This window comes from Cupriavidus phytohabitans (assembly GCF_000426345.1).
GTDB lineage: Bacteria > Pseudomonadota > Gammaproteobacteria > Burkholderiales > Burkholderiaceae > Cupriavidus.
The window spans coordinates 26301-41532 of sequence record NZ_AUFE01000041.1 but is presented as its reverse complement, the minus strand read 5'-3'; the positions used below and the strand labels follow the sequence as shown (position 1 = coordinate 41532).

Sequence of the window (15232 nt, the reverse complement as noted above, 5' to 3'; positions counted from 1 at the left end):
ATGCTAAAGGCGGCCATCAATAGGTAGAATGAAGAAAAGGAGCGTTACCCCGGTGCAGAAGCGGAGGTCAACGCGTGGGAGAACAATAGAATACGGGTTCTTCATGGGTCTGCTGGCGCGGATATGGGACTGGCTCACATCGTCAGGGTCGGGTAAACCCCGAAAGGGTCACCCCGACCTCTATCCCTTGGAGGTAGATAAGCTCGCCAAGGAGCTTCGTCTTGTCGACGATGCCAAGCGTCTTGGCGAGGCAGGGCTGCCCGCCTTGGACGCAACGGTAATCTCAGGACCAGAAGCCAGCGTGGTTCAGCGCGTGGAAAAAGCGCGGCAAGATTACGTTGACTGGGCCGCTCTGCGGCTCAATGTTCTCAGTCAAGATATAGGCCGGCGCAACGTCATGCGGGACGTGAATCGAGCGCGCCAAGCCGACAAAGAGTTTGAGCGTAAGGCGAGCACACTTCTGACAGAACAAGACAGCCTCCTTCGGACGTTAGGCGAGACTGCAAGGAAGAGCAAAGAAGAACTTGACGCGTTTCGCACCGAGCATCGATTGACTCGTGAGGCTCACTTCCCATCTGGAACCCGGACTTACCTTCTATATGCAGTCCTCTTTCTGCTGGTCGGAGTAGAGGCTGTCCTCAACGCTAGGTTCTTCGCACAAGGGTTGGACTCAGGGCTACTCGGGGGTTTCACCGAGGCCGGCATCATGGCGGCAATCAATGTCGCCGTTGCGTTCATGCTTGGCAAGTTCGCGATTCGCTATGTAAATCACAGACGTGCAATTCTCAAGACCTTGGGGCTCGCAGCGCTTGCATTCTCACTCCTTGTTATGGTTTGCGTCGGGATGGGTATCGCACATTACCGCGACAGCCTCTCGGCGGAGGCTGCAAATCCGGCGAAGGCCGCCCTTGACGCGTTCATTGAGCATCCGCTCCAGCTTCGGGACTTCTTTTCGTGGGCGCTGTTTGTCATTAGCATGATTTTTGGCATCGCCTCATTGTTTGACGGGCTCTTCAGTGACGACCTCTACCCTGGCTACGGGTCCATCTCGCGCCGCACTCTGAGCGCGGTGGACGACCATGGCGACGAACTCAACACGTTGCGCGTCGACCTCGAAGAGCTTAAGAACGAAGAGTTGAAGGCGCTTGACAAGACGCTCGAGCGCGCCCAGGCAGATGTGGCGGTTTTTGAGGCGCTCATCAAAGACAAGCATATGGCGGGCTCGAGACTGTCTACAGCTCTCCTCGATGCGGACAATTCGCTGGACGCCCTTCTTCGAAAATTCCGAACCGAGAACGAGCTTCATCGCAGGGGGCTACAGCGACCCACGTACTTCGACAGGCAGCCGGACCTTAGGCCGATTCAAATACCAGATTTTGGCACAGCCGCCGACGAAACAGAGTTGCAAGAACAGCGAAAGTTGGTTAAAGCCCTTCTGGCAGAAGTGCAGGAAATCCGAGCCCGCATCCAGGCCGCCTTCAATCAACACTTTGACCGTCTCAAGCCGCTCGATACTCATTTCCCGGCCAAGGAGATTGCTTAATGGCGCAGCTAGGAAGGCGTGGGCGACAACGCCGCACGCGGGAACTTGTCCTTGGAACGCTTGCGCTGTTAGTGGTTGCAGCTGGCTTGGGTGTTGTGGGCTACAACATGAAGAGCCGTCCCAACGGTTTGAATCCCGAGACGATGTGCCCTCCCGACGGACCTGTCGGTCACTACGTCTTGATGGTCGACAAAACGGACCCGCTCAATTTCACCCAGAAGCAGGCCTTCTCCGTCATCATCCAAGAGCTGGTGGAGAAGCGGATTCCAGAGGGCTATCTCCTATCAGTGTTTGTCCTTGGCGAGGATTTCAAGGAGACAGCTGCCCCGCTGGTGGAGTTGTGCAATCCCGGTGACGGTTCGGACAAGAGCGAACTAACGGCCAACCTAAAGAGGCTTAAGGCTCAGTACCGGTTGAAATTCATGGAACCAGTGCTCAAGCAGTCCGAGTCGCTTATTTCGAGTCAACCCGCAAAGTGGTCACCAGTCTTTGAAATGCTTCAGTTGGTGGGCATAAACGCCTATCACAAGCACGATGTAAAAGGGGAGCGTCGACTCATCATCGTGTCCGACATGCTTCACAATACGCCCCAGTTCACCATGTACAAAGGACCAGTTGACTACGCGACATTCGCCGCAACTGATTATGGGAAGAAGGCGCAACCTGAACTCCGCGATGTAGAGGTTGACTTGCACTACCTCATGAACAGCCCACAACTTCAGACAAAGAAGAATCTAAAGTTCTGGGAGGACTACTTTTCCAAGGCAGGGGCCCGCATCGTGGCCGTCAGACCGCTCGAGGGCTAATCATGAGGAGCATTTTTGATGTCCGAGTCAAGAAGCTGTTCGTAATCGCGCTCATTCTCAAGGTTGGGTCCTCTTTCCTAGGATGGAAACTGCAAGACCCATGGATATTGGGCTTGGCAGTTCCGCTGCTCGTCATGGGCGCTTATATTTTCCTTGGGTGCTTCAGGCGGGATAACGACGTGACTGACGATAAGTTCGCGGACACGTGCTACTACCTCGGGTTCATCTTCACCATCACGTCCATCATCTTCTGCCTGTTCGACCTCCCGAACATCGGCACAAGGATTCAGGACATTGCTGTTCGTTTTGGCACGGCTATGGTCAGCACAGTTTTTGGCCTAGGTGTTCGTGTGTATCTAGTCAGCTTCAAAAAGGACGTGGCTGATGCAATCGCCGACGCGGAAGATGCGGTTCTTGACGCCAGCCGTAAATTTGCCGAGCAACTAACCATTGCCTTGGAGCGGCTCCGTGATTTCGAATCTCAGGTTGACACAGCTGCCAAAACTACAGTCGAACGAGTCAACATGCAGGTCGAGAACCTCTCCAAGAACCACGCGGAGAAGCTCGCCGAATTCTTTGCAGACTTAACAACGAGGAACCAGGATGCGTTCACACAGGCTCTTGGAGAGGTCAAGACCGCAAGTCAGCGCTTGTCCAACTCGGTCGATGGCTACGCCCAAGGGATGCGAGCGAACCTTGCGAGCATTGAAGCCAAAGTCGGGGCATTCACCGATGCGGTCACCGAAAGGCTTAAAACCACAACCTTCCCGGACGACTACTTTGCGCGACACTTGAATGAGCCGCTAGCTCAGTTGAAGACAAGCTCGACGGCGCTGGCCGGGGGCATTAAGACTTCCTTCCAGGAAGTCAGCGAATCCACGGTTGTGCTGTCAGTCGCATTAAAGAAGCTGAAAGACAAAGCCGGAGCGACCGAAGACTCGCTTGAGACCGTACTCAAACTGGCCCAGCAACAGCATGCAGTGCTCGACACCGCTCAAGGGCAGCTAACCGCGTTGGAGCAACTTGGCGCGACCCTCATCAAGGTCGACGAAGCCTTGGCTGGAACACTGGCCGGGGTTACCGCCAGCAACACTGCCACAGATGAACTTTCTGCCCGAGTCGCCGGAGTGATTTCCGACGGCGCCGAGACCCGACGCACAGTTGAATTGGGGCTTTCTGGTATTGTAGAAAAGCTGCATGCTCAAGCTCAGGCCACCCAATCCGTGGCCACGAAGATTGAGGCGAACACGACCGCAACGAACGCCGCCGCAGAGACCATCTCGACAAAGCTGCTAGCGAGTACGGCAGCAGCTGAATCCGCCTCTGCCAATATGGTTGCCGCAGCCGAAAGTTCACAATCTGTAGCCGGCAAGCTGGAAGCCGTTGCCGTCGCGGATTTGAAGGCAGTTCAGTTGTTCTCCAATCTAGGTGAGCAGGCCACAACAGCTGTTAACAGAGTTGACCAAGCAATCGACCAGCTACAAGGAATGGTTCGACAACTCTCGGCTCTGGACGCGACGATGCAAGCTCAAAGCTCCGAACTGCGTGATGTTGCATCTCGAATTCAGCATGTGAAGGTTGTGGTCGAGCCTCCAGCGTCATCCGTAGCGGGCCTGTATCCGCATGGGTTGCGCTCAGCATTGAGTTCTTCGTCTCCGGAAGTTCCGCATTCGGCAATAGGCCACACAGCTGCACAACCGCAAGCCCCAGGCAACGGTACGAGCGCCTATTCAATAACTAGTGCTTCAAATGCGGTCGATTTGAAGCGACCGAATGGAGAAGACTCCGGTGCAGAAGCGGCAACCGGAGCCGCACCGCAGTCTTTTTTACCCCGCGCTCCGGGAACTTGAGGACTTCATGTGGCGCAACGAAATGACCAAGTCTTCCAGCTTTCGCTGACGGAGATTGCATTTACCGTATCGTTCCTCCTGCTGCTCCTGCTTGGCTACCTTGTATTCAGGGAGCAGAGCGGTAGGCTAGCGGCTGAAGCCGACCTGGCGAAGGTACAGACGACGCAGCAAGCTGCGGCAGCACTCGATGCCGCAAGGTCTTCGCTTGCAAACGCGCTCCAAGCAGCAGGCGTGTCGAGTCCTGATGAAGTAATCACCAAGTTAATCGCAGCGGACCAAGCTCGTGCGGAGCGTGATAGGCTGAAGCAGCAGGTTGAAGACCTCGACGCTAAGCTGACCGCTCTTACCGAATTGAAGGAGGAACTTGAACGGGCGGCCAAGGCGAGCAGGCCCGGGGTTACTCAAGAGGAAGTCATGTCGGCCCTCGCACTACAGGAACAAGTGCGTACGGCGATAGAGCAGGCGAACGTGGCCTCATCTGCGAAGCCGACAAACGCTCTCTCATCCTCTGGCGTACGAGCAGCCACTGCAGTGGAAGGCAAGACTGCCTCGGTGAGAGGCGCTCGTGACAAGGTAGCCATGGATATAGTCCGACAGGCTATCGCAACCACTGCAGAACTTCGCAGGCAACTCGAGGACAAGCTCGACCGAGACCTAAAGCCCGGTCAGGAAGCCCAGATAGTCCAAGAGGTGGTTGCGGCAGCAAAAGGGTTCGGTGACTTGGCAAAGGGAGGCCAAAGCCCTGAGTCCATCAAGAAGGAGAACTCCGACCTACGCGGACAGGTTGCATTTCTGAAGAATCGGCTCGACGCTCGTGGCGGTCGGGACTTCCCACCATGTTGGGCCGATGAAAGCGGGAAGGTAGAATTTTTGTTCGCTGTCGAAGTTCGCCCAGAGTCCGTGGTCATCGCATCAGCCTGGCCTCCGCGTCGAGAAGGAGCTGCGAGAGCGCTGCCCGGCATCGATAGCGCGCTGGCCGGAGCACATTCTTATCAAGCGTTCGCGAGCAAGATTCAGGGTATCTTCAATTGGAGTAAGGCACAGGACCCCGAGTGCAGACACTACGTCCAGTTGAAGAGCTCAATTTCCGACGCCGTGCAGTCTGACCGAGCGCGCCTCATGGTCGAGAACTATTTCTACAAAGTTGAAGCACGCCGATAGCGGCCTTCCTGGGCAGCTGTTCCGCAATGCACCGCGTTTGTGGCGATAAGCTTACGCCTCTGGGCAGGTGCACTCAGGACTACATCATCGGCACCGGCTGCCATCAGCTCCGGGGGACTAGCGGCAGGAAGCCCCGCCCTTACCTCGCAAGGGACGACGTGGTGGCCGACGGAAGGTAACGCTCCTCTGGCGCTCCCCGTGAGCATGCCGCTTAACCTCAACTGGCCCACCTCGATATTTCATGGACCTACTCCGAGCTGTGCTTCAAAGCGTTCACTGTTAGGGTGGCCGCTGCCGCTTCAAGCAAACAACCCAAACGGGTTATGGAGTCGCGTTTCGCTGCAAGAATGAAAGCTGCCTAGATAAGGGGCTTTTCTGCTGGGTAATTTCGCTCTCGCTGGCGAGCATAGGGCTAGGTGAAATTTCCGGCTAACTTGATAGGATACTATTTCCCTCATCTCACAAAGTGCTGCTTTGTCGAGTATGATATGGTGGTATTTGCACAACAAGAAGAAAAATGACATTTTTTGTTGGTGTTGTCGCAATCACTCTGATTTGGTGGCTAATACGCGCGCTGTTTGGCGACAAGCAGCGTGGAAGCACCTCGCGTCCGCAACCTCCGGCAACTCGACAACCTCATTCATCTCGGGATGTTCCCGAGACTTCCCGTAAACCTCAGAACTCGACTACATTCCGGCCGTCGCCTGCAGCAAAAAGAACCACTGGCATACAGTTTAATAATCCGCCCTCCGCTGGGTCCTCTACTACCGGCACAACCCCTGAATTGGACCTGAAGGGCCTACACGATGCCCTCACGGGCGCTGCGCTAGACATCGCAAGGGGGCTATTCCAATGCACCTCCTGCAAAGTTTTCTACCACGCAGATAGCGTAGAGTTGCTTCGCGCGGAGAACAGCGGAAGATGCGTTGCCTGCCAAGCGAATACGCTACTTTCAGTCGCGGAGGGTCAGCGCCCACGTAGTGGCAAGGACTACACGCCGGCTGTCGTGACGTTAGACGACTATCATCTGCATGTCGGTCGAGTTGTTACTTTCGAAGGTTTCGTACCGAGCGTTCGTGAAAGCAGGCGTGGGAACGACTTCGCGGTGATGTTTGAGGAAAAGTCTTGGAGTAAAGGGTTTAAGTTGGTCTTCTTCCGGGGCGCAGTACGGGCAGTTGGTGGTAAGCCGTTTATATTCTCACTTGAGGGCAAACGTGTTCGAGTTCGTGGGCTAATTGTCGAACATAAGACCTACGGCTATGAAATTATTGTTTCTGAGCCAGGCATGATTCTAGGGGTGCATTGATGAAATGGACCAATCTTGACATTGGTTACAAGAGTCGCCTCGACGACTTACGAAAGCTCTCCCCATATGAACTCCTCGGTGTCAGTCCCAACGCATCTTTAGACGTGGTAAAGCGAGCGTTCCGCACTAAAGTCCGCTTGTATCATCCGGACCAGGCCGACCCGTTCATGCGAGCGCACGGTGAAGAGGTAACGAAGCTCTTAAACCTTGCGATGGAAGCAATTCAGTCGGATAAGAAGAGATGAGGTTTGACCGATATCAGAGGCATAGCCTCATTGACTGGTTCTCGCAAGAGTCACTCAAGTCGTCACGCTACGCAATAGTCGGCTGTGGTGCTGTGGGGAACGAAGTTGCGAAGAACCTCGCCTTGCTCGGTGTTGGTTCCCTGCATTTATATGACTTCGACACTATTGCGCTTCATAACCTTACGCGTAGTGTTCTATTTAGGGAATCGGACGTTGGTAGTAACAAAGCCATTGTAGCTGCGCAAAAGATACGCGAGCTCGATTCCTCCGTGGACGTCGAGGCCTTCCCAGGAGATTTTTGGGAATGGATGACCTTGTCCGGCATGGAGCAGTATGCGGTCGTCTTTTGTTGCGTAGACAACTTCGACGCACGTATCAAGCTCAATCAATTGTGTCGTTTTAGTGGCACAAATCTTGTTAATGCTGGCATTGACAGTCGGTCAGCAATGGTGGAGATATTTCCATTTCGAGATTTGCTGGGTTGTGCATGCTACGAATGCAATCTTCCTCTGTCTGCCTATAAACGTATTCGAGAACGCTATTCTTGCGGGTGGCTGAAGCGTATCTCACACGTCGAGCGCAAGATTCCAACAACTATTGTTACATCTAGTCTTGCCGCCGCACATGCTGTTTCCGCTGGTTTACGACTTGGTCCTACAGAAGGCCAGCTGCGAGCACGTCGCCTGTTTGTCGACTCGATTTCCGGTCGAATGACAGTTTCTGAACTAGGCAAGAACATTGATTGTGCCTGCTGCAGGGGACTCGTCGGGAAAGTAACTGTGACATCTTCTAGCCCAATCGTTACCGATGAGCTCGCGTCAATAGCGGGGCAGAACGATGACGTAGCAATCTACGTAAGTGACCCTATAATCATACGCGCTCAATGCAGAAACTGCTCCGGCGAATCGGGCGACTCTAGCCTCATGTTCGAGAGAGCATCTCGTTATGACACCCGGCTACAGTGGTGCCCGAACTGTAACGAGGACAGCGTCGAAGTCGAGATTGTGGACAATTTCAGCATCTCCGAACTTGTTGGCCCGTATTTGGGCAAACGGCTTCCATCGAAATTTGTGTGGTTTCAGCAGGACAACAGAACATACGTGCTTGATTTGGAGAAGTGATATGGCGGAAATCAAAGTCATACTGCGAACGGCTGACCTCACTCGCAAAGCGGAAATCGCCGTTCGCCCCGATAATCTGGGTGCAGACATTATCCAGGCGGCAGTCGACAACTGGAATCTCCCTACTGATACAGATTATTCTCTCGTTCATACGGGTGAAGGGCGAGCACTGGTCCCAACAACTGCTCTAAGTGCTAGTGGTGTGAAAGATGGGGATATTCTTGAGGTGCAGCCGGTATTAGTCGCTGGAGTGACCCCATGAGTGTAATTGAGGAGCGTATCGCTCAGGACCTACAAAAGTTGTCCGAGCTTTCCAGGCAAACCAATGGACGCGTTCGGGTGGCTGGCACTAGTGGTAAGCCGGCAAAACGAATCGACATAGAGTTGGCCTATCCAACTGCGCCATCGCGTGATTATCCGTCACGAATACAAAATACAACCACCGTTAAGATTGAACTCATGAGTAGATACCCATTCGTAGAGCCGAATGCGGTAATCACAACTCCAATATTTCACCCTAACGTTTTCCAGAGTGGCAAGATATGCTTGGGGACCAAGTGGCTGCCGAGCCATGGATTGGACCTACTTGTAAGGCGTATTATTCAGATTATCACCTTTGAGCCAGAAGTCTTGAACGAGCGCTCCCCTGCAAATGGGGCTGCTGTCGAGTGGTACCGAACTGCGCTGCGTGCCCACCCCAATTCCTTTCCAACGACGCGAAACACCTTGAGGACGGAACCCGGCCCCACCCTGGACCGCGTCATTGTTCAATGCTCAAACTGTAAAGTGAGTCTTAGGATTCCCAGCGGTAGGGCGGGTGAGGTTTCTTGTCCGAAGTGTTCTCATCAGTTTCAAGTAACCACATGAGATGGAACGACCTGCCGCCAGACGCAAAACCGCTTTCAATCTCAGATTTGGCTCCTCGCCTGGGTTTCGTCGACGCGATACGCCTGCTTAAGGAGCGCGAGTGGACTATGCCCGTGGTATTGCTACAGTCAGATGTGGCCGACCGAATATGGCAGCATGCAAAATCTGATAACGTTGAACTTGGGGGGCTCATGGTGGGAAGGGTCTTCGCAGGTGAAGCGGGCGAAGTCCGGGCCGTTGAGATAATTCGGGCTGTGCCAAGCGAGCATTTTCATTCGACGTCGGTGTCGCTGAATATGAGCCCTCGCGTTTGGCAAGAGGCGGCAGCTTACCGAGGAGCCAACCTAAACGTTGTCGGGTGGTACCACACCCACCCTAATCTAGGTGCTTTTTTCAGCAGCACTGACCGCGCCACGCAAAGAAGCTTCTTTAGGGAGCCCTACAGCCTTGGGCTCGTTGTTGACCCAATAAGAAATGAAGAAGCATGGTTCGTAGGCGCCGAATCGCAGCCGCTAGTCCCACAGCAGGTGCGCGTTCGAGTGTAGGGCGTGTTACATCTGCCAGCGTGGCTCGCCCCCCCTGACGAGCTTGGCTGCTTCGAAGTCGGTGACCTCCCACCCAAATCTTCCGGAGGCCCTTTCAGACTAAATATCAGACCGCCGGAGTACCGGCGAATTGGAGAATACCCCCAAAAATTTCAGCTGACTCACGCGTTGTGTTGCCCGCCCATTACTGGCGCTCCTCCGGCGCCTTCCACGAGCGAAAGCGCTCTAGTGCCTCGACGCTGCCAACTAGCTCTTGAGCTCGTTTTAGGCGTTCACGCATCTTGTTCTGTTCATCGGTGCCCAAGTCTTTCAAACTACGTTCGGCATCGGAGAAGAATTCTGCCAATCGCCTCGACTGAGCCCAGCCGTCAGTTATTTGAAGGAGCTCCTCCATACTGTCCTTCAATGCCTTCGCCGCTCGCTTTTCCGCTTCCTCTCGGCGCCATTGCTCGCGTTGGGCTTCCCAGCGCTGATGTTCAAGTTCAGCTTGCCGCTCGCCCTCCGCGGCTAACCTAGCGACCTCCGGAGCCGACCGCCGCAGCTCCTTCACAATGACCGGAACGAGACCTGCGATGTCACGGTCCCGCGTTTCTCGCCATTGCATACTCCATTCGGCGCGCCAGTATGGAGAGTAGGCCTGCAAGCAGAAGCGGCCGCTTGGCAAATCTTGTTTGCTGGTCCATCCATGGTCGGGTCCCCGCTTCGGAGGAACATACTCGCCGAGACGCACGTATTTCCCGTTAACGTACCTCACCTCGACCTCTTCTGACATCTCAACAATTGTGAGTCCGATGGCCACAGTACCGATGTAGACAACCGTGCAGCGCATTGGCGACCATTGGTCACGGTAGCTATGGTCCTTCCGAGGTACCTCACGCACATCGAAATCCTTCCGCGTAAGCCGCTCTGAATGCGGGGCGATAACAACGCGATGGCCGTCCTCTTCCAAGGCGAGGAAGAGCTTGTTGGCAAACGAAATACCTTTATCGAGACCTGTTTTGGTTACGACGACGTCGACGAGCAACTTCTTTGTCGGCTTCAGATACCCCGCGCCGTGGCCAATTCTCCCACCTTCGAAGATAGCTTTTGCCCCAGCGAGTAGAGGGTGTTCGGCAAGTTTTGGCTTACTGGGTATGACTCGCCTTCTGGGCGTGCTAGACGGTGGTTTCGGCAGTGGTCGAGTGACTTCCTGGTGACCATCCCCGCGAGACCACACGAGCTCATCTCCTGGACGCGCATCCGGCAAACTCGGCTTCTTGACCGACTTGCCAGCAGCCAACTTCGCCCAATATCCACGCTCGGGGCGCGGTACATTGAGCAATGTGCATACCCTTGCCATGTAGCTGGATGACACGCCAAATCCTGCGGCCACCTTTAGCATCGGTTCAGACCAGACGAGTTCGTAGAGCGACTCACGACTGACTGCGCCCGAGGGTGTTTCAGCGCTCGCATCCTGAGACTGGCCGTTGCCAGAGGGAGCTTCTTGTTCGTACATGCGTGACATTCTGCTCCACCGTTCTGTCATCCGTGCGCGTTGTGCTCCGTCCTTGGAGTACCAGCCTATCTCTGAAGATTGAGCGCATCGCGTTGCCGCGACAGCCACGTACGAATTAGCCGTGTGTAGTGTGCCCAGCCAGGGCTTAGGCTAGCCAGTTCAACCATCTTGGCTAGCGCATAGGCTCTTGTTTCACCGCTTAAACGCACAATCTCGCCAACGTAGCCGTGCCGGTCCAGTACGTTCACGACGTTTCGAACGATTTGGACAAACTGAACATCCCCCGGGGGAACCACCGCATCATCAAGTTGAGTAACCAATCGGTGTAGTACTCGTTCTGGCACTTCTAGGCCAGGCGTGCGGAGAGGGCGAATAATTCCTCGAAGCTGTTTTCGCTGAGTATCCCTTCCCGGCTCGTTTCCTGTTAGAAATTTTGCTACCTTGATTTTACGGATACCTTTCGATGTATTTATGTCCCCGTCGAGAACAATGAGACACCTGTTCAGGTCTACGTTTGACAAGGCTAGGCCGGCTCCCAGAGAAAACGCATTCTCACCGGAACCGTATCGGCCCACACTCAGGTACGCTCTTACTCGAAGCGGCCTTGCGACCTCACGAACTATCGCCTCAGCAACGTCATCTTCCACGTAAACTTGAAGTGGGCGTTGCATCTGACCAGTTATCTGTTGAAGGGCATCATAGGAGTACCCTAGCCAGACCAGTGTCTTGTTTGCGACTCGATGAAGCGTTCTAACTGACACCTTCTCGTACATGTCCGCAACTGGTGGAAAATGGGTGGTGAAGACCAATTGCTTATTTTTTTCTCCGCAATGCTCATGCAATACGTCGACAAGCTTCTTCAGTGCATCTTGGTGAAGGAAGATGTCAATCTCATCTACAAGAATTAGCGCATAATTCGGCGCTGAAAACACAGCATCCAAAATTCTAAAGACGCGCTGTTCGCCTGCGCTCATTGAAAGCGCCGAATAGTTAATATTCCCTGCCCTGACAGCAATCGAAGGACGCCATCCACGTTGGTAGTGAACTCGATGGTATTCGGCGTAATGTCGATTAAGAATCTGTCCGGCGGCCTCGCGAACGCGATTATGTGTGTCGCCATCGAGGTTGCTTCTTCGATAATGAACCATTGAGTTTATTCCAAGAGTCTCGACCTCCGGCACAGACTCTCGGATTGTAATGAGCCTCACGGAACGCTCCGGGCGCTTGTCGTATCGCGGAGCCCACCGGTCTGCTGCCTTGGAATACCTCTGCGTTAAACTCCGCTGATAATTTACACCATCTCGTTGTTCATAATGAATTGCGAACGCACTCCCCGCCCATAGAGCGTCCGTACTCGGCTTAAAAAACATCGGAAATTTATAAGCCTCTTGCTCCTCTGGCTGACTGTAGGCACAAGCTAGCGCGTGAAGAACGGTAGATTTTCCCGACCCGTTCGTTCCCATAATCGCCGTAAGTGGTGCCGCCTGAAAATCAAGCTCAAAATCCCTAAGATTCTTCAGCTCTTCAACCTCAAGTTTGATGAGCTTTTGCTGACTGATTGGCATTTCTGTTTTTTTAACACCGAATGTTTCGTATTGGGCGCAACAACCTTGACTCAGCCTGAGTATTCCCGTTCTCTTTCGTGGGGTCGTTCCGCCGGCGGGCTTTTCTAGATGTACAGATTATGCACATTATCCGCTTGAGCACAGCCTTCTCCACCGTCTTGTCATCAGGCATTTTCCGACTGCGAGCGCCCGAGCCTACCTCGCACGCGAAGTATACGTGTCAATCCAGAGGTCTTTTGTAAGCTTAAATTGAATCAGAGCGTTTGCTATCGCGGAAATATCCGAATGCTGAGCGAACGCCAGCATTGTCACGAACTTAGATAAAGCGTCTTTAAAGCTCTGGAGTTCCGATTCGCTCATTACCCGCATTCCCGCAGGGGCGGAAGCCGTCCTGTCTAATCTGGTACGCGGATGAATCATCACGGGAATAGCAGAGCAGTCCTTACCGTAGTTCTGTGAGAACCAGTTCACGCTACCAGCAAGCTGGTCCACATCGCTCTTAGCAATGTCATCGCTCTTGGAGCCCGTCTTGCATTCGATTACGAAGTAGTCTGTGCCACCGACAGCCCACAGGTTATCTGGCCCTTTCTTGACGTCCTTCTCAGGGCGTTGCGAACCGAATCCGAGAAGACACCCAACATCCTGCAACGCGGCTTCAAAGCGTGACGTATACTCATTGCCCCAGAGTAGGTCCTCAAGTAGTCCATTCTTCCAGATTACCAGGTCTGCTCCCTCGACGAATCGTTGCAGAAGGAAAGTTGCCACCTGCTGAGCTTGCTCTCCACTCTGATTGAGCTTACGGTACTCAATGCCCTGTAATGGCCTAACCACTGACCGATTCAACTTCACGGCAGCAGCCAATGTCATTTGGGCTTGTGCTGGGCTATTATGGTGCTGGTACTCGGCCACTTGCTGCAGCAGATAGCCCTTGACGACCCTATCTTCTTCTTGGTCTGCTGCGGTCGCCAACTCCTTGACGGCGTCGCCATAAGCTCCGGCCACTGCGGCATCAAATGCGCGGCGACGCTTGACCACAGTTGGGTCTATATATCCAGCACCACTACCAGGCGCTTGGGCCAGCCGACGCTTGCTAGCCTCACGCCAATGCGCATCTTGAGTCAAGCAAAGAGAGATGACCGGACGAAGTTCGGCCACCGACTTACCGACCAACTGCTTGGTGACCTGCTGGCCGAGCTCAATTTGAGCTCTCGTCGCCGGCGACATCATGTCAAGCGCGTCTCCTCCATGGATAGCGCTGGTTAGGCGCCCGCCAACGAGCAAAACCACGCAGTAATCGTCACTCGAGCGAACACCTCGCCCCATACCTTGTTCGATGCGTTGAATCTGTCTTCTCTTGAGAAGCGTCGAGCCATCGAGTAACACATTCTCTCTTCTCTCCAGCACTCCGCTATCTTGTGGCAGGTCGTAAATGACCAGAAGTCGGCACGCATCGTCTGGCAGGTCCACACCGTCATATCGGTTCACCATGGTGACGATGCCGACGTGCCCTTCGCGTAAGCGCTGCACACCTGCAGACAAGTTCTCACGTGTTAAAACCATTTGCGACAATGCGGACCAGTCTTCGGCTCGCCTGTGCGAGGGAACGATTACGACAACGTTGTATTGGTGCGCAACGTCCACCACTAAAGCCTGAATTTCCTCAAGAGTAGCCTGCGGATTGATTTCTTGTGGGGCAAGAATCATCCGGTCTCCCATGTCACCAGCGCCTGCTGGCTTTATTGGCGCTGCCACTGTCTGTGCATCAGCAGCCAAATCCGATACGAGCATGCCATCATCCGCTAGAGTTGCCGTCATATAAATCCGTCGCTTCGCTCTGGCAAAGCTCGGGATAACATCAACTGGCAAACAGCGTGGTGCAATCGCAACCTGCCTTGCGCCAAACACACACTGAGAAAGGGGGAGCACGTCGCGAACCAAAGCCCATTTAAACTTATGGTCTTCTGCATCACGCAGCGGATGAAGCTTTGGTAGCACCGCATCCTGCTTGTCTTGCCACGCCCAGAAAGGCACCTCTAGCACGACTTGCGGGTCGTCTGCCTCCAAGTCTAGAAGCTCGCCGACGCTTTGCTCCTTTAAATCATCTCGGAACAAGGCCATCAACTCGCTATATACCTGGTTATCTTTGCTAATGGTGAGAGTGAATTGGTCCCGTATCTTTGCAATGCAAGCATGAGCATCGTCAATGACGATGCTACCAATGGCAATCTTTCCCGCGCTTGCGCCAAGCCCGAACACGGACTTGCCATTGAACAGTTTCTGAGGATTGACCACCAAGACTGCCTCCCCACGCAAGAAAGCTGAGGCAGTTTCGTCCTGGGTTACGGGGACACCCAAATCTTTGGCTTCGGCCAGAACCTGCTCGGCAAGGTAATTGTCGGCTGCCATGAAAACTGCGGGACCCATCTTTTCCTGCAAGCAACTTTGCAGCGCTAGCAGGCCGACAAGCGTCTTACCAGAGCCGGTATTCATCTTAATGGTCGTATCTCGCTGGGTCCGAGCCCTAAACCAAGCGTCTAATACTTCCCCCTGCTCATCCGATGGACGCCGGAACTTGCTCGACCGCTGCAAGGTGGTGAAAATCTTGCGTGGCTCAAGGAGCGGACCACCAACGCCGCCTGCATTCAGTGCATCGAAATCCAGCATTTCACATCCCCATCTCATTCAACTGCCGACGAAATTCGAAACGTACAACTGAGGCATCAATGGC

The 15232-nt window shown here is 54.1% G+C and carries 12 protein-coding genes; 9 read left to right on the top strand and 3 right to left on the bottom strand.

Annotated features, from left to right (window positions below; genetic code table 11):
• Nucleotides 1-103 precede the first annotated feature (103 nt).
• The 9 genes from K309_RS0123990 to K309_RS44055 all read left to right on the top strand — a co-directional run bounded on the left by K309_RS0123990 (nucleotide 104) and on the right by K309_RS44055 (nucleotide 9444).
• The gene (locus K309_RS0123990; protein WP_156914440.1) at nucleotides 104-1543 is read left to right on the top strand and encodes a hypothetical protein; all 1440 of its coding nucleotides are present in this window, start codon (nucleotides 104-106) and stop codon (nucleotides 1541-1543) included.
• Nucleotides 1543-2349, top strand: coding sequence for a hypothetical protein (locus K309_RS0123985; RefSeq protein ID WP_029048770.1), 807 nt, complete (start codon nucleotides 1543-1545; stop codon nucleotides 2347-2349). The genes K309_RS0123990 and K309_RS0123985 overlap by 1 nt, the downstream gene beginning before the upstream one ends.
• 2 nt (nucleotides 2350-2351) lie before the next feature.
• Nucleotides 2352-4199, top strand: a complete 1848-nt coding sequence (locus tag K309_RS39280; RefSeq protein WP_051320580.1) for a hypothetical protein — start codon at nucleotides 2352-2354, stop codon at nucleotides 4197-4199.
• A gap of 9 nt (nucleotides 4200-4208) precedes the next feature.
• Nucleotides 4209-5360 carry a hypothetical protein gene (locus K309_RS0123975; protein ID WP_029048769.1) on the top strand — a complete coding sequence of 384 codons (1152 nt, stop codon included), beginning with the start codon at nucleotides 4209-4211 and terminating at the stop codon, nucleotides 5358-5360.
• Nucleotides 5361-6665: 1305 nt separating this feature from the next.
• Complete coding sequence (locus K309_RS44065) at nucleotides 6666-6911, top strand: J domain-containing protein (protein WP_029048768.1); 246 nt, start codon at nucleotides 6666-6668, stop codon at nucleotides 6909-6911.
• On the top strand, nucleotides 6908-8032 hold the full coding sequence (locus K309_RS40270; RefSeq protein ID WP_084402522.1) for a HesA/MoeB/ThiF family protein: 1125 nt from the start codon (nucleotides 6908-6910) through the stop codon (nucleotides 8030-8032). The genes K309_RS44065 and K309_RS40270 overlap by 4 nt, the downstream gene beginning before the upstream one ends.
• A 1-nt stretch (nucleotide 8033) precedes the next feature.
• The gene (locus K309_RS41880; RefSeq protein ID WP_156914439.1) at nucleotides 8034-8294 is read left to right on the top strand and encodes a hypothetical protein; all 261 of its coding nucleotides are present in this window, start codon (nucleotides 8034-8036) and stop codon (nucleotides 8292-8294) included.
• Nucleotides 8291-8899, top strand: a complete 609-nt coding sequence (locus K309_RS44060; protein ID WP_084402521.1) for a ubiquitin-conjugating enzyme E2 — start codon at nucleotides 8291-8293, stop codon at nucleotides 8897-8899. The genes K309_RS41880 and K309_RS44060 overlap by 4 nt, the downstream gene beginning before the upstream one ends.
• Entirely contained in the window at nucleotides 8896-9444 is a 549-nt protein-coding gene (locus K309_RS44055) for a Mov34/MPN/PAD-1 family protein (protein WP_084402520.1), read from the top strand. The genes K309_RS44060 and K309_RS44055 overlap by 4 nt, the downstream gene beginning before the upstream one ends.
• Nucleotides 9445-9628: 184 nt before the next feature.
• On the opposite strand, the gene K309_RS0123960 is transcribed toward K309_RS44055, so the two are convergent.
• The 3 genes from K309_RS0123960 to K309_RS37235 all read right to left on the bottom strand — a co-directional run bounded on the left by K309_RS0123960 (nucleotide 9629) and on the right by K309_RS37235 (nucleotide 15168).
• On the bottom strand, nucleotides 9629-10939 hold the full coding sequence (locus K309_RS0123960; RefSeq protein ID WP_051320579.1) for a hypothetical protein: 1311 nt from the start codon (nucleotides 10937-10939) through the stop codon (nucleotides 9629-9631).
• A 65-nt stretch (nucleotides 10940-11004) separates the two neighbouring features.
• Complete coding sequence (locus K309_RS40255) at nucleotides 11005-12504, bottom strand: AAA family ATPase (RefSeq protein ID WP_084402519.1); 1500 nt, start codon at nucleotides 12502-12504, stop codon at nucleotides 11005-11007.
• 195 nt (nucleotides 12505-12699) lie between these two features.
• Nucleotides 12700-15168 (bottom strand): DEAD/DEAH box helicase, encoded by a 2469-nt coding sequence (locus K309_RS37235; protein WP_035878280.1) that lies wholly within the window; start codon nucleotides 15166-15168, stop codon nucleotides 12700-12702.
• Between the last annotated feature and the right edge of the window lie 64 nt (nucleotides 15169-15232).